Genomic DNA, 19,407 nt, shown 5'->3' on the forward strand with positions numbered 1-19,407 from the left:
CACCCCTTCACTCAGTCATGGTCATAAGAGACGGAGATTTCCATAAAATCTTCCGAGACTACAGTATTGGCAAACACTGTCCGGGCTTCCGCCTCAAGCTCCTTCCAGTCATTCCGGTCATACCTCGAGCTAATATGGGTCAGGCAAAGCTTTTTCACATTGGCATTCAATGCTGTTTCCGCGGCCTGCAGTGTGGTCGAATGAAAATACTCATAAGCAAGTGTGCCTTCATCTGCTGAAAAAGTCGCTTCGTGGACGAGAAGGTCTGCATTTTGCGCGAGCAATGCAGCATTTTCACACACTCTTGTATCACCCAGAATCGTGACAATTCTGCCTTTTTGCGGCGGACCGACGAAATCCGCAGGGTTGATGACACTTCCATCATCCAGTATGACTTCTTCACCATTCTTGATTTTCCGGTAGTCTGGACCTGGTTTAACACCTGCCGCCTGTAGCTTGTCAGCAAGGAGAGTCCCTGGACGGTCTTTTTCTTTTACTCTATACCCATAGGAAGGAATTCCATGCTCCAGCAGTTTTGCTTCCACGGTGAACTGTTCATCTTCAAAAATGACGCCTTCTTCCAGCTCGATGATTTCAATTGGATATTTCAAATAGGATTTACTAATTTTCAAAGACACTTCGATATACTCTTTAATCCCGGGAGGTCCATATACGGTAACCCTCGACTCCCCTCCCTGGAAGGAACGGCTGGACAAAAGTCCCGGCAAACCATAAATATGGTCTCCATGGAGGTGAGTGATGAAAATTTTCTCAATCCTGCGAGGCTTGATGCTGGTATGTAAAATTTGATGCTGAGTTGCTTCCCCACAGTCAAATAGCCAGACAGCTCCCCGTTCTTCCAGCAATTTCAAGGCGATTGAGGTTACATTCCTCAGCTTGGCAGGAACACCTGCACCTGTTCCAAGAAAAAATACATCCATAATGCTAACATCCTCTCGTACAAAACACCTGCAATCCTTACAGGCAGGTTCATTATTCCTTACAATATATCACAACACCTTGTATACAGCTAAACTAAACGACGGATTTAACCACAATGGGATAGTTCCAGACAATTGGAAGAAAACTAAATACAGTTTAAACAGTTGCTAATTGTTCTTGAAACAGATAAAATTTTGTATTTGTAAAGTGTTTTTTTCTACATACATTTAAATTCACATAAAAGAGAGGTTCTATATTGTGGCACATACCGAAAAACCAACAGCTTTAATCATGATCTTCGGGGCTACGGGAGACCTGGCAAACCGTAAATTATTTCCTTCCCTCTATAATTTGTTTAAAAAAGGAAAACTGGACAAATTCGCGGTCGTTGGCGTTGCCCGCCGAGCACTTTCTAACGAGGAATTCCAGCTTAAGGTAAAAGAATCCGTCAATGAAAATGGGGACACAGAGACAAATGCGGATATCGACGAGTTTGTCTCCAAGTTTTATTACCATTCACATGATGTAACTGACTCTAGTTCTTATCTTGCCCTAGGAAAGCTTTCGGAAGAATTGGACAGCCACTATGGACTTAACGGCAATAGAATTTTTTACCTGGCAATGGCACCAGAATTCTTTGGAACAATTGCTGAGCATTTAAAGAAGGACAAGCTTACCGACGTTTCCGGGTTCAAACGCCTAGTCATTGAAAAGCCGTTCGGACATGACCTTGAGTCAGCCAAAGTGTTGAACAAACAAATCCGAACCGCTTTTACCGAGGATGAAATCTACCGGATCGACCACTACCTTGGAAAAGAAATGGTCCAAAATATCGAAGTTATCCGTTTTGCGAATGCGATGTTCGAACCACTCTGGAATAACCGCTACATTTCAAATATCCAGGTTACATCAAGTGAAACTCTTGGAGTCGAAGAACGCGGAAGATATTACGAGAAAAGCGGTGCACTAAGGGATATGGTCCAGAACCATATGCTGCAAATGGTTTCATTGCTTGCGATGGAGCCGCCGATCAAGTTGACGACTGATGAGATTCGTTCTGAAAAAGTTAGAGTATTCCGTGCCCTCCGCCCAATAAAAGACGGTGAAGTCAATGAATACTTTGTTCGCGGACAGTATGACAAAGGCATCATGAATGAAAAAGACGTACCTGCATACCGCAACGAGGAAATGGTCAATCCTGAATCCAATACAGAAACATACGTAGCAGGAAAGTTGATGATTGATAACTTCCGCTGGGCTGGGGTGCCATTCTATATCCGTACTGGAAAAAGAATGAAGGCCAAGTCAACGAAAATCGTGATTCAATTCAAGGATATCCCAATGGATCTGTACTATCAGCCTGAAAAGACGGTCAACCCAAATTTACTTGTGATCCATATCCAGCCTGAAGAAGGAATCACGCTCCATCTGAATGCCAAGAAATCCGGCCAGGGCACAGATGCGACACCAGTAAAACTGAATTATGCCAATAAAGGCATTGACGGTCTGAACACACCTGAAGCATACGAAAAGCTGCTGTTTGATTCATTGCGCGGTGATGCAACTAACTTCACACATTGGGATGAAGTCGCGTTATCCTGGAGTTTCGTTGATAATATTTCAGAGGTCTGGGAAAACACGAAGGAAGCATCATTCCCGAACTACGCATCCGGTTCAATGGGTCCTGACGCAGCAGACAAGCTGCTCGAGAAAGATGGATTCTTCTGGTGGCCAATCACTGAAATTGACGTGGAGAATTGTTAAAAAGGACTCTTTTCGAGGGAACTGCTGAAAATAGATTGTTTTTATAATTGGTTGAGAAAGCAATAAAGTTTAAGTCTATACAACATGAATCCCGCCCATATTACAGGCGGGATTTTTGGTATTTCCTTAGCTGAAGTGAGACTATCATCAGCCTCCAAAAAAGAAATCAAGAATGTTTGATCCAGCAGATGCATTTTTATTGTAGAACTCCGAGTATCCGCAATTCTTGCAATAGACAACGGTGAACTGGTTGTTTTGGATATCAAACATCTTGGACAAGCCCGTCCCCGTCATTGCTACATCTTTCTGCCCTGCATCCCTGCTTCCACATTTAATACAGCCATTACCTTGCATGAAATTCATCTCCCTGTTTTAAGCTATAGTACTATTACGCATTGAATATATTTTGGTTTCACTTTTTCCTCTTCTGAAATGAATATTCCTTGTTTGCGTCAACAGCAATTTTATTGGTATGAGCCTACATAAAAATGACCGAAAAAGGATAACTTATGTTTGTTCTATTTCAGACTAGAGGTGTAAGCATGGAGTGGTTTGGTCATAGCAATAAAGGTTTTAACTTTGATATGTTTTCCTTGAGTCATTATGTTACCCTAACAATCTTTTTTTTGGTTTGCTCTCTCATTTTCATTCACCGAAAGAAATTAAGCGTGGAGCGGTGGAGAAAAGCAGAACTGGGTACAGCCCTGTCATTAATAATGATTGAGATCACCAACCACCTTTGGATGTACAAGCATGCTGTCTGGAAATTAGGACGATCAATGCCGCTGGAATTATGCAATATTGGGCTCTTGCTCGCGATTGGTTTATTACTGACCAGGAAGAAAATACTTTTTGAACTGCTATTTTTCATTGCTTTATTAGGGGCAACTCAAGCCATAATAACACCCGCATTAACCTATGATTTTCCTCACTTCCGATTTTTCCACTTTTTCTATGCTCATATGATGATTGTATGGGTGACCCTTTATTTTCTTTGGGCTAAAGGTTATTACCCTACCTTCAGATCGGTTATAAAAGTTGTGCTCTTTATCAATATGTTGTTGCCAGTCATCCTGTTCATTAATACGACAGCTGACGGAAATTACTGGTTTTTACGTCATAAACCGAAAAGCCCAAGTTTCCTGGATTTACTCGGCCCCTATCCATGGTATATTTTTTCTTTGGAAAGTTTATTGGTGATTTTGAGTTTAATCACCTGGCTCTGCATGCGGAGCTGGCTAAAAGGTGAGAAAAGATCCTCCTATTCAGAGTCATGATTGGTTTATCTTCTGTAGAACTGAATCAAAAAAGCTTGCGGATCACTCCGCAAGCAATGATACATTCACCTCTTAACCTAGTGTTTTTTGATGAATGCGAGCGTATTATCAATGATTATTTTTTGGTCATTATCGAGAGTAGCCACATGAAAGCTATCTTTCAAGTAAATGATTTCTTTTAATTCAGAGCTGATCTCCTCATAAATCTTTTGTGAATTATCAGGCGGGACAACATGGTCTTCGTCCGAAACAAAGATCAAAGCTGGACAAGAAACCTTGGATAGGTCTTCTTTTACTACTTTCATAAAAGCCAATATTTCTTTAATGGATTGAACAGGGGTTTTTTCGTAAGCAAGTTCCGTAATTCCCGGCTTCTTGATGTCTGAACCAATAGCATCCAGAAATCTTGTTCCTTCCAGCTGGAGGACCGGCTCCATTGCGGGAATATCAATGGCCGCATTGATCAAGACAATTCCCCTGACTTCAGGATAATTCTCAGCCATGTAAAGAGTCAATGTTCCTCCCATTGACAGGCCAGTTACATAAATCTTATCGCATCGTGCTTTTAACCATTTAAGTCCTTCTTCTACCGATGCGATCCAATCCTGATAGGTTGTTTGTTCCATGTCCTCATAATGTGTACCGTGACCTTTCAATCGTGGTCCGCAAACAGTATATCCTGCAGCAGCAAATGCCTCTCCCAGCGGCCGCATACTCTGTGTGGATCCGGTAAATCCATGCGAAACCAATATGCCTACAGAATTCCCTTCAAAATAAAACGGTTCTGCCCCCTGTAAAACTGGATAATCTTCTGCCATACTGAATCCCTCCAATCATAATACCATCCAATAAAGGTTTCGACTGGCCCTTTTAAAAACCCTCCCTGCAGCTGAATTAACTTTTTTATAATATAAAAAACACAGCGAACATTGAATTCGCTGTGCCTCTTTGTTATTCCATCCACTCAGTGTGGAAGATTCCTTCTTTGTCGATGCGCTGATACGTGTGGGCACCAAAATAATCGCGCTGTGCCTGGATCAGATTGGCAGGCAGTGTTTCAGTACGGTAGCTGTCAAAATAAGAAAGTGCAGCGGAGAAGCTTGGCACCGGTATGCCGTTCATGACGGCTGCCGAGATAATTTCCCTCAATGACTGCTGGTAGCTTTCTGCGATTTCCTTGAAGTATGGATCGAGCAGCAGGTTTTTAAGAGCTGGATCCCGATCGTATGCTTCTTTGATTTTTTGAAGGAACTGAGCTCTGATAATGCAGCCTCCGCGGAAGATCATCGCAATGTAGCCGTAATTCAAATCCCAGCCATACTCTTCAGACGCCGCTCTCATTTGCGCAAATCCTTGAGCATAAGAACAAATTTTGCTCAAATAAAGTGCCTTTCGAATGGATTCAATGAATGCATCGCGATCGCCATCAAATGATCTTGCTTCAGGGCCAGAGAGGACTTTGCTTGCTTCGACACGCTCTTGTTTCATTGCTGAAATGAAGCGGGCGAAAACAGATTCAGTGATGATTGGCAGCGGCACCCCTAAGTCAAGCGCACTTTGGCTCGTCCATTTTCCAGTGCCTTTCTGGCCAGCGGTATCAAGAATCATATCAACAAGTGGTTCGCCGGTTTCATCATCTTTCTTTGTAAAAATATCAGCCGTAATTTCAATCAGATAGCTATCAAGCTCACCTTTATTCCATTCTGCAAATACTTCATGCAGCTCGTCAGCATTCAATCCAAGTACATGCTTTAACATAAAATAGGATTCAGAAATCAGCTGCATATCTCCGTATTCTATTCCGTTGTGTACCATTTTCACATAATGTCCTGCTCCATCAGGGCCAATGTAGGTGGTGCAAGCTTCTCCATTAACCTTTGCAGCGATATCCTGGAAGATTGGGGCCACAAGGTCATACGCTTCTTTTTGTCCGCCAGGCATGATGGAAGGTCCATGAAGTGCCCCTTCCTCACCGCCAGATACACCTGTGCCAATGAAGTGAAGTCCAAGCTCGCTCAATTCCTGGTTCCGACGCTGAGTATCAGCAAAATATGTATTGCCGCCGTCAATGATAATATCGCCCTTTTCAAGATGAGGTTTTAGTTGATCGATCGTCGCATCTGTTGCGGCTCCAGCTTTCACCATCAGAAGGATCTTTCTTGGTTTTTCAAGAGATTGAACAAATTCTTCGATAGAATAAGTTCCGACGACCTTCTTGCCTTTCGTTTCCTCAAGCATTTCATCCGTCTTTTCCCTGGACCGGTTATATACTGAAACAGAATAGCCTCTGCTTTCGATATTCATGGCAAGGTTTTTTCCCATGACAGCAAGGCCAATGACTCCAATTTGCTGTTTTGACATATAATAACTTCCCTTCATTTTATAATAGGTGTTTAGACATACACATTAATTTAACAATGAAATCAAACTGGTGCAAACAATCTGGTTTGTCCCTTTTTATTTTGACTTAACCCGGGTATGCTAAACTTCATTGTTAATCTTTTTCCTCACTTTTGCGCCCCTGGAGGAAATCCTTATTGAAGCTCGTCCCAGCCCCCGGATTCTCGCTGGTTCTGGGCTTGTTCACCTGAGAACCTGCACTTTCAATGATGCTCTTGCCGTATTTCTCACGCAACTGGCTCATCGTATTGATCAGCGGCTCCTTTTTAGCATCCTGCTCATAAGAAAAAAGGTCAAGCTGCTTGACTGCTTTGTCTGCTTCAAGCAAATCCGTTCCCGTGATTCCCAATAGCCTGATAGGATCTCCATTCCAATGCTTCAGGAAAAGCATTTTTGCGGCCGAGGCTATTTCGTCCTGCTTCGATATGGGGTTCTGCAGCTTTTGGCTCCTGGTGATCGTCTTCCTGTCCTTAAAGCGGATCATCACGCTAATGCTGGTGGCTACAGCTTCCTTCCTTTTCATCCTTGCCGCTACTTGCCCTGAAAGCACATCAAGAACTTTGAGGAGCTCATGCTGATTTGAAATATCACGGGGCAGCGTTGTCGAGTTGCCGATGCTCTTGAAATCGTAGACAGAATCGGGATCCACCCGGCGATTGTCCTGTCCATTTGCTCTTTCTTTCAATCGTAATCCATTTATGCCCAGCAGTCCTTTCAGCTGGATTTCATTTGCAGCCGCCAACCCGCCTATTGTATTGATTCCAATACTTTTTAGTTTGTCCGCTGTTTTTGTTCCTACTCCATGCATTTCCCCGACCTCGAGCGGCCAGAGAATCCGCGGGATGTCACGCTTTCTAAGAACAGTGATTCCCATTGGCTTCTTCATATCGGAAGCCGTTTTCGCCAGGAATTTGTTTGGTGCAACCCCGATGCTGCATGGCAAGTCAAGCTGCTCATAAATTCTCTTTTGGATGCCTTCAGCGATTTCAAGAGGCGCGCCGAGTTCTGAGCAATTCGTTATATCCATATACCCTTCATCAATGGAAACAGGTTCTACAGCTTCTGTATACTGGCGCAAAATATCGAACATCGCCGCAGATGCTGTACGGTATCTATCAAAGTTCGGTTTCATTATGATTAATTCTGGGCAAAGCTTTTTGGCTTCCCATAAAGGCATTGTCGTTTTGACGCCGACCTTTCTCGCTTCATAACTGCACGTGACAATGATTCCGCGTCTTTCTTCAGGATTGCCGGCAATAGCCAGTGGCTTTCCCTTCAATTCAGAATCGTAAGCCATTTCTACTGAGGCATAGAAGCTATTCATATCAACATGCAAAATGACTTTGCCGTTTTTTGGATACATTTCTTTCATGATCCCACTTCCCAAATATACGTTCCCTTATAGTGTATCAAAAAAACCCATTGATTACTTATATCGCGTTTGAATTTAGGTCAGGGTAAAGTTTTGAACATTATGTGAAGAAAAGCCTTAAAACGTTAAAAAAATTTTTTCCGAAACCGATAAATAACCATGAGGATAATGAAAAGATGGGGGAATTTTTATGCAGCATTGGTCAATTGGCAGAAAGTATGCAAGCGTTTTCGCATTTATAATGGTCATATTTCTGGGCAGCTTTATTTATTTATCAACGGTTTTAACAAATCTTCAAGGAGCGATTAATCTTGCTGAGGAGAAAAGTGATTATGCAATCATGATCAGTGAAATGGGGGCTTCTTTCCGCCAGAAGTATATTATTATTACAGACTACATAACTGAACCAAAACCAGAACTTCTTACCGCTTATGAAAAAGAGGCTGAACAATTCAATGCTTCATCGAAAAAACTGCAAGCGTATGTGAAGACAGAAGAAGCAAAAACTTTGCTTAATGCGATTATGAACATAGATCAACACATGGATAAAGTGTGGGAAGAAGATATCTTGAAGACTGTCACAGAATTCCAGCAGAACTTTGAACAGGTTGATATTTATACCCAGATCAGCCTGACTAACAAAGCAGAGACAATCCGTGATATGAACATTGAAAAACTAAATGCTATCAGGACAACGATTCTTGAGGACAGAACAAAAATCATGGAGGAAACCCATTCTTCAATAGCTTCAATGATCCGAAACACTTTCATCCTTATCATACTTGCATTCATCATTTCGTCTGTATCCATGTATTTTGTTTCCCGCAACATCAGCAAAAACCTTAAAAATGTAGTCGGATACTGCAAAAAACTAGCTGCAGGTGAATTGAATGTCCAAGCCTTGGAAGCAAAGAGCAAGGATGAAGTCGGCCAAATCATTCTGGCAATGAACCAATTGTCTGGTAACTTGAAAACTTCCATCTCAAGTATAATTGCTTCTTCTAACCAGGTAAACGAAATGTCGAGGAACTTAAAATTCAATGCTGAGGCCACGACAGAAGCCAATAATGAAATTACAGCATCCATCATGCATGTGGCATCTTCATCTGACGAACAAGTGAAAATCTCAGAACGTACAAATGAAGCGGTTGAAGATGTTTCTTCCCAATTAATTGAAGTCACTGGTTCGCTAAAAGAGACACTTCATACAACATCAAGCACAAAGGATAAGATCGAGGAAGGCAAACTATATGCATTTAACGTCACAGAACAGATGGACCAGATTAATGGAAAAGTCTCCGAATTAGCGAGTGTGATTCATTCTCTGAAAAATAATTCTCAGGAAATTCATCGAATCATCGAGATCATCACGGATATTTCCAATCAAACCAATCTGCTGGCATTAAATGCTGCAATTGAAGCAGCAAGAGCTGGAGAGCATGGAAAAGGTTTTGGTGTCGTGGCACAGGAAGTCCGCAAGCTGGCTGAACAATCAGCTGGTGCAGCAGACAGCATCCGCACCATTCTTGAACAGACAGGAAAAGAAACGAACCAGGCCGTAAACGTCATGGATGAAAGCCAAACGACCGTACAAAAAGGAAATGAACTTGTCGAGAAAGTAGCAGAAATCTTCACGGAAATAGCACAATCGATCGAAGAGGTCAGCTTGAAGGGAAACACTGTTAGCAGCGCCGTCATGAATGCAAATGAAAAAATGGAATCAATGACGCAGTCAGCCAATGAAGTGATTACTGCTTCCTCAAGATCCGCATTATTCCTGGAGCAGGTAGCCGCAACAACCGAAGAACAAAATGCTACAATGCAAGAGCTGTTGGAATCATCCAACAAGCTGTCTGACATGGCAGAAGACTTGAGAAAGTCATTCTCCAGCTTCAAACTATAAAAGTAAACAAGCTGGCCCAGATGAGGCCAGCTTGTTTTGTTGATGCCATTAATTATGTATTTCCTGCTTTTGCTGTTTCATATAGTCTTTGATTTCTTTGATTCCTTCTAGTGAAGTGATCAGGGTTTGCGGGTCAATGATCATGATCATTCGTTTATCCAAATTGGCGATTCCCGTAATGAATTTTGTGTTTTGGTAGGCGATAAGTCCAGGCTGCTTCATGTTTTCCTCGGGAATTTCAAGGATTTCCTTCGCATCTCTAACGAGGACTCCCAAAGAGATGTCCGAAGTCTCCAGCACAATCAGTCTCGTCTTGTCATCCGCCTGAATATCCCGATGGTAAAGGACCTTTTCAAGATCAATGACCGGTATCAAATCTCCCCTTACCTTTGTGATTCCGGTGACATAATCAGGCATATGCGGAATCGCTGTCATCCCTTCCATTTTTTCAATTGAAACGACATAAAGAATCGGAAAAGCGTATTCTTCATTTCCTGCTTGGAATACAACCGTCTTATTGCTATCAGCCATTTGGAGTACACTTCCTTTAATTTAATTTCCATCTATTGCTCTGTTAATCGTCATATGATTCCAGATTGTTAATCTGTGGACCATTCCAAGTATTATATCGGATTCTTCAGTGCCATCTTTAGGATTATTGAAGAACGAGCGTGTTTAATGGACATTTTGATGTCGTGCTCCATCCGAAATGTCTATTAAAGCATAGTTCTTGGACATTTTGCCTCCGTGCTCCATCCGAAATGTCTATTAAAGCATGGTTCTTGGACATTTTGCCTTCATGCTCCATCCGAAATGTCTATTAAAGCTTGGTTCTTGGACATTTTAGCATCGTGATCCTTCCGAAATGTCTATTAAAGTATGGTTCTTAGACATTTTGCCTCCGTGCTCCATCCGAAATGTCTATTAAAGCATGGTTCTTAGACATTTTGCCTTCGTGCTCCATCCGAAATGTCTATTAAAGCTTGGTTCTTGGGCATTTTGCCTTCGTGCTCCATCCGAAATGTCTATTAAAACATGGTTCTTGGACATTTTGCCTCCGTGCTCCATCCGAAATGTCTATTAACTGCTGCACAAAATTGTCTGCCAGAATTATTAACACTCCAATTCTTCCCCAATGGTTTTTCCATGTTTAAAAAGGACCTCCCAGCTGGGAAGTCCTTTAAGGTATTATTGTGCTGCTACTTCTTCAATCAATGCAATGACCATTTCAGCAAGCTTGTTGAGCTCTTCGATTGGCATTCTTTCATTCGTTGTGTGGATTTCTTCATATCCTACAGCAAGGTTGACGGTTGGGACACCAAAACCTGCAATGACATTTGCGTCGCTTCCACCGCCGCTATGGAGCAATTCGGAGCTTCTGCCGATTTTTGCAGCTGCTTTTTTAGCAAGCTCAACAACCAGGTCGCCTTCTCCGAATTTGAAGCCAGGGTACATGACCTGGACATCGACATCTGCCTTACCGCCCATTTCCTGAGCAGCTGATTCGAACGCTTCTTTCATTTTTGCCACTTGCGCTTCCATCTTTTCAGGAATCAAAGAACGCGCTTCAGCAAGGATCTCTACATGGTCGCATACGATATTCGTCTGTGTTCCACCCTGAAAACGGCCGATATTTGCTGTTGTTTCTTCATCGATACGTCCAAGCGGCATTCTTGCAACAGCCTTGGCAGCGATTGTAATCGCGGACACACCTTTTTCAGGAGCAACGCCTGCATGAGCCGTTTTTCCATGGATGACAGCTGCTACCTTTGCCTGTGTAGGTGCTGCAACAATAATGTTTCCTACCTTACCATCACTGTCGAGTGCATATCCGTATTTGGCTTTTACCAATGAAGAATCCAATGCCTTTGCACCAACTAAACCGGACTCTTCCCCAACTGTAATGATGAACTGGATTGTACCATGCGGGATTGATTGTTCCTTCAAGACGCGCACCGTTTCAAGCATGACAGCCAAACCGGTCTTGTCATCCGCACCAAGGATCGTCGTTCCATCTGTCACGACATAACCGTCTTGAATCGATGGCTTAACTCCTTTTGCAGGAATAACCGTATCCATATGGGACGTAAAGTAGATTGTATCTACTCCTTCCTTTGTACCTTGTAAAGTACAGATCAGGTTTCCGGCACCATGACCAGTTTGAGTAGTTGTATCGTCCTCGAAAACCTCCACACCGAGGTCCTCGAATTTTTTCTTAAGGACGCGTGCGATTTCAGTTTCATACTTTGTTTCAGAGTCAATTTGGACAAGCTCTAAAAATTCATTCAATAAACGTTCGTTATTTATCATCCTAGCCGACCTCCAATTATGTAAATACTTCTAGAGTATAACGCTAATTGAATCCCAATACCAAACACAAAATCCTACAGTGGGATATTGCCGTGTTTTTTGCCTGGTCTGTCTTCCTTCTTTGTCCGCAGCATTTCCAGAGACTGAATTAATTTGATTCGTGTTTCCCGCGGATCGATGACATCATCGACCATTCCCTGACTTGCTGCGACATATGGATTCGCGAATTTTTCACGGTACTCATCGATTTTCTGCTGCCTGGTCTGCTCAGGGTTGTCGCTGTTCTGAATTTCCTTCGCAAAAATAATATTGGCAGCTCCCTGTGGCCCCATGACGGCAATTTCAGCATTCGGCCATGCAAACACAAGATCCGCTCCGATGGATTTACTGTTCAGGGCAACATATGCACCCCCGTATGCTTTTCGTAAAATAACGGTAAGCTTCGGAACAGTTGCTTCTGAATAGGCATAAAGGATTTTCGCGCCATGACGGATGATGCCGCCATGCTCCTGCTTGATACCCGGGAAGAATCCTGTTACATCCTCAAAAGTGATGATTGGAATATTGAAAGAATCACAGAATCTGATGAAACGGGATGCTTTATCGGAAGAGTCAATATCAAGTCCGCCTGCCATTACCTTAGGCTGGTTGCAGACAAGACCGACGACCTCGCCTTTAATTCTTGCCAGACCAATGACAATGTTTTTGGCAAAATCCTTCTGTATCTCAAGGAATGAGCCGGCATCGACTACCTGCTCAATCACTCTACGCACGTCATACGGCCTTATCGCATCGAATGGAATGGCATCTGTCAAATCCGGCCTGTAGTCATCTTCAGCATCTGCCTCCAGTCTCGGAGGCTTTTCTTCATAGCTTTGCGGCAGATAGCTTAACAGCAGCCTTACCTGCTCTAATGTTTCTTCTTCTGACTGCCCATGAAAATGAGCATTCCCACTGATCGTGTTATGTACAATTGCACCGCCGAGGTCTTCCGCAGAAATTTTCTCACCGGTAACCGTTTCAATTACTTTAGGACCAGTGATGAACATCTGGCTCGTTTTTTCGACCATGAAAACAAAATCAGTAATGGCTGGAGAGTAAACCGCACCACCAGCACACGGACCCATGATCACGGAAATTTGCGGGATGACCCCAGAATAGATAGAATTGCGGTAAAAAATATGCCCATATCCATCAAGTGAAACGACACCCTCCTGGATCCTCGCTCCCCCGGAGTCATTCAACCCCACGAATGGAGCACCATTTTTAGCTGCCAGATCCATTACATTGGCGATTTTCTTTGCATGCATTTCACCCAAGGCTCCGCCAAACACGGTGAAATCCTGTGAAAACAAATAAATCGGCCTGCCATTCACCTTACCGTAACCGGTTACAACTCCATCCCCAGGTCCCTTCTGGTTCTCAAGTCCAAAGTCTGTGCTCCTATGCTGGATGAATGGATTCAACTCCACAAAACTGCCTGGATCGACAAGCAAATCGATTCGTTCACGAGCAGTCAGCTTGCCTTTTTCATGCTGCTTTTCGATCCGTTCGTCACCGCCGCCCAGTTCGATTTCCCTGCGTTTATCATATAGTTCATTGATTTTTTCATAGATGTCTGGCATTTCTATTCCGCCTCCCCGTTCTTCTCGCAAAGTTCGTATAAAACACTTCCTGTCGATTTTGGATGCATGAATGCGACCAGCGCACCCCCTGCACCTTTCTTTGGAGCATCCTGAATCATTCTAATTCCATTTTCCTTCATATCATTGATTCTTTCCTGGATCGAGTCTACGCCGAGTGCGACATGATGAATTCCTTCTCCTCGCTTTTCAATAAAACTTGCGATGGCGCTCTCCTCAGATAAAGGTTCAAGGAGTTCAAGTTTTGTTTGTCCTGCTTTCAGGAAAGCTACTTTGACTTTCTCGCTTTCTACTTCCTCTATCCCAAGCAATGGCAGCTTCAGCACATCTGTATAAAATGGGAGGGCATGCTCAATAGATTTGACAGCAATGCCGATATGGTCGACCTTTTTAATCATGTAATTCCCTCCAAATATTATTTAAATATATTTAACTGTTTTAATATTCGACAAAAATGTCACAATTCCTCCTTATTTCATTGAACATTACATTCATTAGAACAATTAGGATAGTTTTAATATTAAAGTCACTTTACTTTTACACTATCATAAATTTTATCAAAAGGTGGCATTCAAGCCCTGCTAAAAGGGTTGTCCAAATCAACACTGGGATGTAAAATAGTAGAGGAAGAGTGCTTGAGTTTTGGAAGGGGGATTCCTTAATGCGTAAAACCAATGTCAGGAAGGTCGTAGTATACATCATGCTTTTTACTATGCTTGCTTCAACCCTTCTTATGGGATTGTCCACATTTCTATAATTAATATCAATAATAAAAGGGCTGTCGCTGTGACAGCCCTATTCTATTTGTCGATTGCTCCATATTCTTTGCCTAATTCTATAAAATCTTCAGAGGTCGATGTAATCAGGATTTTTGTTCCTAAGGGTATATAGTCATACAATGATTCAACTGCCTCATTTTGAAGGCGGACACAGCCCTGAGATATTCTTTTCCCGATGCTTGAAGGGTCGTTCGTCCCGTGGATTCCATATGTCCGGCCATCTGTATTTTCAGCGTCAAACCCAATCCATCTGCTGCCGAGTGGGTTTTTGGGGTCGCCACCCGGGATGTCCTTTTTGCGATAATATGGATCAGGTGCTTTAACAGTGACAGTGAAAAGCCCTTCAGGCGTCAGGTCCTCTGATTTGCCAGTAGCCGCACTGACAACCGTCTGGACTCTGTTCTCGTTGATCAAAGCGACTTCGTTCGTTCTCTTATTCACAATCACGAATGGGTCTCCAGGCATCGGATTTGGTCCCAGAGGCCAAATAGGTGAAAAGATGAACGCTGCTAGAAGCATAGAAATAAACACTGGCATGATGATCCCTCCGCGGTCTATTTCCGTTAGTTTGCCACGACTGCTTCCTTTTTATCCTCGCTCGTTTTCAAACCTTTAAAAGACCGTTTCAGCAAGAGGAATTGTTCCATCTCATTCACAAAATGAAGCAGAGCCGCCCTTGCCTCGAATTCCTCCCGTGTTTTTGGAAGCTCCATATTCTCAAATTCCGTTTTCATCCTCAACAATTTTTCAAGATAAAACAGAACCGTATTCCCCGGGTGGATTCCTTTAGCGAGCTCCTCGATAAAACCAGCGACCATATTGGCCTGCTCTACATGCCGGGGAATCGAAGTGACGGAAGGCAGTACCCTCTCTATTATTTCAAATTGCTTTTCCCTGATTTTAAAGTATTGATAATACAAGTTTTCGTCTCTCAAGAAATGATTTTCGACATCCTGGATTGCGAGACTCTTTGCTTTTTCAATCATTCTTGCAGTCTCTGTCAATTCCCTTCCATCCCAATCTGAATCGTTTTTTCTAAGATAGAGGGCAATCTCCCTGAATATTTTTTTGAATTGTGCTTCGATGTCTCTTTGGTATGCCTCCAGCTTGTTGTCGACACTCGGCATGTACAAGTTCATGATCAACGCAACTCCAATTCCGATCGTGATGATTCCTAGTTCATTAAGTAAAAGACCTGTTGTTACCTTCCCGGCAGAGTATATATGCATGATGATGACACTGCTGGAAACGACTCCTTCCTTTGCCCTGAACATGACGACAGTCGGAATGAAAAAGAGCAGCAACACTCCGATGACAATAGGGTGGTACATGATTCCCTCAAAGAACACTGCGGAAAACGCCATAGCAATGACACATGCCAGGAATCTATGCCAGGATGCCTGAAGCGATCGCTTCTTTGTCACCTGGATACAAAGGATCGTCAAGATGCCCGCAGAAACATAATTTTCAAAACCGAAAAACTGGGCAATGACGATGGCGACCGCCGTCCCAAGCGCTGTTTTTAACGTACGATAACCAATTCTGAATTTCACAATGTCTTCTCCCATCAAAAAACTTAAGCTCTAATAACTTTCCAGACCATACAAAGCGGATTCCCTTTATGAAATGTCCTTTTACCTAAATCAATTTAAAATTAGACAAACGGGCAATGCAGAACCTTTCCTTTTACCAAAATTCATTCCAAAACTGAAAAACAGGCAGTGCAGAGCCTTTTCTTTTACCAGAATTCATTTCAAAACTGAAAAACAGGCAATGCAGCGCCTTTTCTTTTACCGAAATTCATTCAAAAACTGAAAAACGGGCAATGCAGCGCGCTTCCTTTTACCGAAATTCATTCAAAAACTGAAAAACGGGCAATGCAACGCGCTTCCTTTTACCGAAATTCATTCCAGAAATGAAAAACGGGCAATGCACGATATTTATTAATAAAAATGAAAAGATGACCACATCTTAGACATGGTCATCCCTTAGTTTATCAGATTCGTTATCCTTTATAAAAGCAATGGAAGTGAATCATAGCATTTTTTCAAGAAACTCTTTTGCCCTGCTGCTTTTCGGGTTGCTGAAGAATTCTGCTGGAGGTGCATCCTCGACCAATACTCCGCCATCAAGGAAGAGCACTCGATCCGCAACTTCACGGGCAAAGCCCATTTCATGGGTTACGATCGCCATTGTCATCCCGGTATGGGCGAGTGACTTCATTACCTCAAGTACTTCTTTAACCATTTCCGGGTCCAATGCGGAAGTAGGCTCATCGAAGAGCATGACTTCCGGGTTCATCGCGAGCGCCCGTGCGATGGCTACACGCTGCTTTTGGCCTCCTGACAGCCTGTTTGGATATTCATTTGCCTTTTCGGAGAGTCCTACTTTTTTCAGAAGCTCCAAACCTTGTTTATCTGCTTCGGCCTTGCCTATAGCTTTAACCTTAATCGGTGCATACGTAATGTTTTGCAGTACGGTCATATGCGGGAACAGATGGAAATGCTGGAACACCATCCCGACATTTTCACGGACTTTCATAATGTTCGTTTTCTTGTCGGTAATATCCTCTGACCCAATCAATATCTGGCCGCCTGTCGGCTGCTCCAATAGATTAAGACAGCGGAGGAAAGTTGATTTTCCTGAACCTGAAGGTCCGACGATGGCAACAACTTCCCCGTTTTCGATTGTGGTTGAAATTCCTTTTAATACTTCCAGCTTACCAAACGATTTATGAAGATTTTGTACTTTAATCACTTTGTCTCATTCTCCTTTCAACCAGCTTGCCAATGAATGTCAAGGAGATGACCATGAGGTAATAGATCAGGCCGGCAAAAATAAGCGGCTCGAAAAATCTATACTGCTCTCCGCCAACAACATAAGCCCTGCGCATGATATCATTTACTGCAATAACCGTTACGATTGCCGATTCCTTTGTCAGGGTGATGAATTCATTCATCAATGCAGGCAGAATATTTTTTAATGCTTGAGGCAGGATGATGTCACGCATCATTCGATTGCCGGGAACACCAAGAGCCATTGCTGCTTCTTTCTGTCCTTTGTCCACGGCTAAAATTCCTGCCCGGATGATTTCGGAAATATAGGCTGCCGAGTTTAAAGAAAAAGATGCGACCGCAGCTGTGTAGGATGAAATTTCAAAGCCGAGGATCTGCGGAGCTCCATAGTAAATAATCATCAATTGCAAAATGAGCGGTGTACCGCGAAAAATCGATGTATAAACATCAGCGAACCAATGAAGTGCCTTGTATTTGCTGATTTTAAAGATTGCAAGAATAATACCTAACGCAAAGCCCAGAAGCCCTGCTACCAAAACTATTTTCAGTGTGACGCCAATTCCCTCCAGAATATATGGCAACGAAGGAAGGATGGCGGTAAAATCTAGATCCATATTCTAACAGCCCTCTCTGTCTATTTCATGAAGGAGAAAGGCGCCCAGAAAACAATAGCATTCTGAACGCCTGTTTTGATTCTTACTTTTCTCCGCCAAACCATTTAACGATCAACTTATCTACTTCACCGTTTTCCATTTTTTCTTTCAGGACCCTGTTGAATTCCTCGGTCAGCTTGCTTCCTTTAGGGAACGCAATTGCTGAACCCGCTTCTTCTTCGCTTCCGTCTTCAATCGTGAATCCTTCAAGGTCGGGATTATTATCGAAATAGCCTTTTGCCACTGTATCTTCAATAATCGCTGCATCGATGCGTCCAGCTTTGATTTCCTGGACCAATTCTGGGATTCTTGTACGTTTCTCAATTTTGATTTCTACTGTTTCGGCAATTTTTTCGGCTTCTTCTTCCTGGATGGATGAAAGCTGGACACCAACAGTCTTACCTTTTAAATCTTCAATTGATTTGATATTGCTGTCCTTCGCAGAAACGATCATATGCTGTGCTGTATAGTAAACATCTGTGAAGTCTACGTTCTCTTTACGTTCTGGTGTTGGAGTCATCCCTGCCATGACAAAGTCAACGCGGTCTGCCTGGATTGCTCCGATAAGGCCATTGAAGTCCATATCCTTAATTTCTACTTCGTATCCTAATTCACTTGCAATCAGATTGGCTAAGTCTACATCAAAACCAATGATTTCATCGCTTGTTGCTGTTTCCACGTATTCAAATGGCGGATAGTCAGCTGAAGTCCCCATTGTAAGGACTTTCTTTTCCTCACCGCCGTCACCTGAAGTTTTCTCAGTGCTTGTCCCGCATGCAGCGAGAATGCCCATTAATAAAATGCTCATCATAAAAACTGAAATTGCTTTTTTCATCTGTTGTTTTCCCCCTATAATGTCCATTCTGTAATTTTTATACAATTTTATTAATATATTAGCTATTAAACTTGTGAATTTATGAATAACAACTAATAATTATTAACTAAAATGTATTTTAACACATATTAATAAATATGCAATAATATTTTTAAATATAAATAACAAGAGTTTTCACCACAAAAAAAGAACCCCAGCAATGCGGGGTTCTTCAGTCATTATACTTCTTCGCAATATTCTTCGAATGCATTTTGCAGTTTGTTCACTACCTGCATTGGGTCATGGCCTTCGATTTCGTGGCGTTCGACCATTGTGCAAAGCTTGCCGTCTTTAAGCAAAGCGAAAGATGGAGATGATGGCGGATAGCCAGTGAAATAACTGCGTGCCTTTTCTGTCGCTTCCTTATCCTGGCCGGCGAAAACTGTTACAAGGTTGTCAGGGCGCTTATCATAATGAACAGCATGTGCTGCTGCAGGGCGAGCAATTCCTCCGGCGCAACCGCAAACTGAGTTTACCATTACAAGTGTTGTGCCTTCTTTAGCCAAAGCTTGTTCTACTTCCTCACCGGAAGTTAATTCTGTATATCCCGCTGCCACGATTTCCTGGCGGGCCTGGCGGACTACATCATTCATGAAAAAATTGAAATCCATACTCATGATACATCTCTCCTCTGCTGAATAGTAACTAGTACTAAATATATGATACCAATTAAAATTAATTTTTCAAAGTATGTT

The 19,407-nt window shown here is 42.6% G+C and carries 19 protein-coding genes; 4 read left to right on the forward strand and 15 right to left on the reverse strand.

The window, feature by feature from the left end:
* Window positions 1-11: 11 nt before the first annotated feature.
* Complete coding sequence (gene rnz / locus LGO15_RS16330; RefSeq protein WP_226085291.1) at window positions 12-941, reverse strand: ribonuclease Z; 930 nt, start codon at window positions 939-941, stop codon at window positions 12-14.
* A gap of 292 nt (window positions 942-1,233) precedes the next feature.
* On the opposite strand from rnz, the gene zwf reads away from it, so the two are divergent.
* Entirely contained in the window at window positions 1,234-2,706 is a 1,473-nt protein-coding gene (gene zwf / locus LGO15_RS16335; RefSeq protein ID WP_226087917.1) for a glucose-6-phosphate dehydrogenase, read from the forward strand.
* Window positions 2,707-2,853: 147 nt separating this feature from the next.
* Here zwf and LGO15_RS16340 read toward each other — a convergent pair whose 3' ends face one another.
* Window positions 2,854-3,060 (reverse strand): zinc ribbon domain-containing protein, encoded by a 207-nt coding sequence (locus LGO15_RS16340; protein ID WP_167831468.1) that lies wholly within the window; start codon window positions 3,058-3,060, stop codon window positions 2,854-2,856.
* A gap of 188 nt (window positions 3,061-3,248) precedes the next feature.
* On the opposite strand from LGO15_RS16340, the gene LGO15_RS16345 reads away from it, so the two are divergent.
* Window positions 3,249-3,983 (forward strand): YwaF family protein, encoded by a 735-nt coding sequence (locus LGO15_RS16345; protein WP_226085292.1) that lies wholly within the window; start codon window positions 3,249-3,251, stop codon window positions 3,981-3,983.
* Window positions 3,984-4,060: 77 nt separating this feature from the next.
* Here the strand turns inward: LGO15_RS16345 and LGO15_RS16350 are convergent, their stop codons facing one another.
* The 3 genes from LGO15_RS16350 to LGO15_RS16360 form a co-directional block, all read right to left on the reverse strand.
* Window positions 4,061-4,801: an alpha/beta hydrolase gene (locus LGO15_RS16350; RefSeq protein ID WP_226085293.1), complete on the reverse strand. Its 741-nt coding sequence runs from the start codon at window positions 4,799-4,801 to the stop codon at window positions 4,061-4,063.
* A gap of 133 nt (window positions 4,802-4,934) precedes the next feature.
* A complete protein-coding gene (gndA, locus tag LGO15_RS16355; RefSeq protein ID WP_226085294.1) occupies window positions 4,935-6,344 on the reverse strand; it encodes an NADP-dependent phosphogluconate dehydrogenase in 1,410 nt (469 codons plus the stop codon).
* Window positions 6,345-6,477: 133 nt separating this feature from the next.
* Window positions 6,478-7,755 (reverse strand): DNA polymerase IV, encoded by a 1,278-nt coding sequence (locus LGO15_RS16360; RefSeq protein WP_226085295.1) that lies wholly within the window; start codon window positions 7,753-7,755, stop codon window positions 6,478-6,480.
* 190 nt (window positions 7,756-7,945) lie between these two features.
* Between LGO15_RS16360 and LGO15_RS16365 the strand changes: the two genes are divergently transcribed.
* A complete protein-coding gene (locus LGO15_RS16365) occupies window positions 7,946-9,658 on the forward strand; it encodes a methyl-accepting chemotaxis protein (protein ID WP_226085296.1) in 1,713 nt (570 codons plus the stop codon).
* 48 nt (window positions 9,659-9,706) lie between these two features.
* On the opposite strand, the gene LGO15_RS16370 is transcribed toward LGO15_RS16365, so the two are convergent.
* From LGO15_RS16370 to mce, 4 genes are all read right to left on the reverse strand, one after another.
* Window positions 9,707-10,189 carry a chemotaxis protein CheW gene (locus LGO15_RS16370; protein ID WP_167831473.1) on the reverse strand — a complete coding sequence of 161 codons (483 nt, stop codon included), beginning with the start codon at window positions 10,187-10,189 and terminating at the stop codon, window positions 9,707-9,709.
* A 657-nt stretch (window positions 10,190-10,846) separates the two neighbouring features.
* Window positions 10,847-11,968 carry a tripeptidase T gene (locus tag LGO15_RS16375; RefSeq protein WP_226085297.1) on the reverse strand — a complete coding sequence of 374 codons (1,122 nt, stop codon included), beginning with the start codon at window positions 11,966-11,968 and terminating at the stop codon, window positions 10,847-10,849.
* A 74-nt stretch (window positions 11,969-12,042) separates the two neighbouring features.
* Window positions 12,043-13,593, reverse strand: coding sequence for an acyl-CoA carboxylase subunit beta (locus tag LGO15_RS16380; protein WP_226085298.1), 1,551 nt, complete (start codon window positions 13,591-13,593; stop codon window positions 12,043-12,045).
* Window positions 13,594-13,595: 2 nt separating this feature from the next.
* Window positions 13,596-14,009: a methylmalonyl-CoA epimerase gene (gene mce, locus LGO15_RS16385; RefSeq protein WP_226085299.1), complete on the reverse strand. Its 414-nt coding sequence runs from the start codon at window positions 14,007-14,009 to the stop codon at window positions 13,596-13,598.
* Between the two features lie 263 nt (window positions 14,010-14,272).
* On the opposite strand from mce, the gene prli42 reads away from it, so the two are divergent.
* On the forward strand, window positions 14,273-14,368 hold the full coding sequence (prli42, locus tag LGO15_RS16390) for a stressosome-associated protein Prli42 (RefSeq protein ID WP_167831477.1): 96 nt from the start codon (window positions 14,273-14,275) through the stop codon (window positions 14,366-14,368).
* Between the two features lie 43 nt (window positions 14,369-14,411).
* Here prli42 and LGO15_RS16395 read toward each other — a convergent pair whose 3' ends face one another.
* The 6 genes from LGO15_RS16395 to LGO15_RS16420 form a co-directional block, all read right to left on the reverse strand.
* Entirely contained in the window at window positions 14,412-14,927 is a 516-nt protein-coding gene (locus LGO15_RS16395) for a L,D-transpeptidase (RefSeq protein ID WP_226085300.1), read from the reverse strand.
* A 26-nt stretch (window positions 14,928-14,953) separates the two neighbouring features.
* The gene (locus LGO15_RS16400; protein WP_209437891.1) at window positions 14,954-15,958 is read right to left on the reverse strand and encodes an aromatic acid exporter family protein; all 1,005 of its coding nucleotides are present in this window, start codon (window positions 15,956-15,958) and stop codon (window positions 14,954-14,956) included.
* A gap of 466 nt (window positions 15,959-16,424) precedes the next feature.
* Window positions 16,425-17,147, reverse strand: a complete 723-nt coding sequence (locus LGO15_RS16405; RefSeq protein ID WP_167831480.1) for an amino acid ABC transporter ATP-binding protein — start codon at window positions 17,145-17,147, stop codon at window positions 16,425-16,427.
* Entirely contained in the window at window positions 17,140-17,799 is a 660-nt protein-coding gene (locus tag LGO15_RS16410) for an amino acid ABC transporter permease (protein WP_226085301.1), read from the reverse strand. Before LGO15_RS16410 ends, LGO15_RS16405 begins: the two co-directional genes overlap by 8 nt.
* 82 nt (window positions 17,800-17,881) lie before the next feature.
* Complete coding sequence (locus LGO15_RS16415) at window positions 17,882-18,673, reverse strand: transporter substrate-binding domain-containing protein (RefSeq protein WP_226085302.1); 792 nt, start codon at window positions 18,671-18,673, stop codon at window positions 17,882-17,884.
* A 218-nt stretch (window positions 18,674-18,891) separates the two neighbouring features.
* Window positions 18,892-19,329, reverse strand: coding sequence for a BrxA/BrxB family bacilliredoxin (locus tag LGO15_RS16420; protein ID WP_226085303.1), 438 nt, complete (start codon window positions 19,327-19,329; stop codon window positions 18,892-18,894).
* Window positions 19,330-19,407: the final 78 nt, after the last annotated feature.

Origin of the sequence: Mesobacillus sp. S13, from assembly GCF_020422885.1 — a bacterium.
GTDB lineage: Bacteria > Bacillota > Bacilli > Bacillales > Cytobacillaceae > Mesobacillus > Mesobacillus selenatarsenatis_A.

Excerpts from the sequence above, each read along its gene's own strand:
- rnz (WP_226085291.1), bottom strand. The coding sequence starts at position 941 with ATGGATGTATTTTTTCTTGGAACAGGTGCAGGTGTTCCTGCCAAGCTG.
- zwf (WP_226087917.1), top strand. The coding sequence starts at position 1,234 with ATGATCTTCGGGGCTACGGGAGACCTGGCAAACCGTAAATTATTTCCT.
- LGO15_RS16340 (WP_167831468.1), bottom strand. The coding sequence starts at position 3,060 with ATGCAAGGTAATGGCTGTATTAAATGTGGAAGCAGGGATGCAGGGCAG.
- LGO15_RS16345 (WP_226085292.1), top strand. The coding sequence starts at position 3,249 with ATGGAGTGGTTTGGTCATAGCAATAAAGGTTTTAACTTTGATATGTTT.
- LGO15_RS16350 (WP_226085293.1), bottom strand. The coding sequence starts at position 4,801 with ATGGCAGAAGATTATCCAGTTTTACAGGGGGCAGAACCGTTTTATTTT.
- gndA (WP_226085294.1), bottom strand. The coding sequence starts at position 6,344 with ATGTCAAAACAGCAAATTGGAGTCATTGGCCTTGCTGTCATGGGAAAA.
- LGO15_RS16360 (WP_226085295.1), bottom strand. The coding sequence starts at position 7,755 with ATGAAAGAAATGTATCCAAAAAACGGCAAAGTCATTTTGCATGTTGAT.
- LGO15_RS16365 (WP_226085296.1), top strand. The coding sequence starts at position 7,946 with ATGCAGCATTGGTCAATTGGCAGAAAGTATGCAAGCGTTTTCGCATTT.
- LGO15_RS16370 (WP_167831473.1), bottom strand. The coding sequence starts at position 10,189 with ATGGCTGATAGCAATAAGACGGTTGTATTCCAAGCAGGAAATGAAGAA.
- LGO15_RS16375 (WP_226085297.1), bottom strand. The coding sequence starts at position 11,968 with ATGATAAATAACGAACGTTTATTGAATGAATTTTTAGAGCTTGTCCAA.
- LGO15_RS16380 (WP_226085298.1), bottom strand. The coding sequence starts at position 13,593 with ATGCCAGACATCTATGAAAAAATCAATGAACTATATGATAAACGCAGG.
- mce (WP_226085299.1), bottom strand. The coding sequence starts at position 14,009 with ATGATTAAAAAGGTCGACCATATCGGCATTGCTGTCAAATCTATTGAG.
- prli42 (WP_167831477.1), top strand. The coding sequence starts at position 14,273 with ATGCGTAAAACCAATGTCAGGAAGGTCGTAGTATACATCATGCTTTTT.
- LGO15_RS16395 (WP_226085300.1), bottom strand. The coding sequence starts at position 14,927 with ATGCCAGTGTTTATTTCTATGCTTCTAGCAGCGTTCATCTTTTCACCT.
- LGO15_RS16400 (WP_209437891.1), bottom strand. The coding sequence starts at position 15,958 with ATGGGAGAAGACATTGTGAAATTCAGAATTGGTTATCGTACGTTAAAA.
- LGO15_RS16410 (WP_226085301.1), bottom strand. The coding sequence starts at position 17,799 with ATGGATCTAGATTTTACCGCCATCCTTCCTTCGTTGCCATATATTCTG.
- LGO15_RS16415 (WP_226085302.1), bottom strand. The coding sequence starts at position 18,673 with ATGAAAAAAGCAATTTCAGTTTTTATGATGAGCATTTTATTAATGGGC.
- LGO15_RS16420 (WP_226085303.1), bottom strand. The coding sequence starts at position 19,329 with ATGAGTATGGATTTCAATTTTTTCATGAATGATGTAGTCCGCCAGGCC.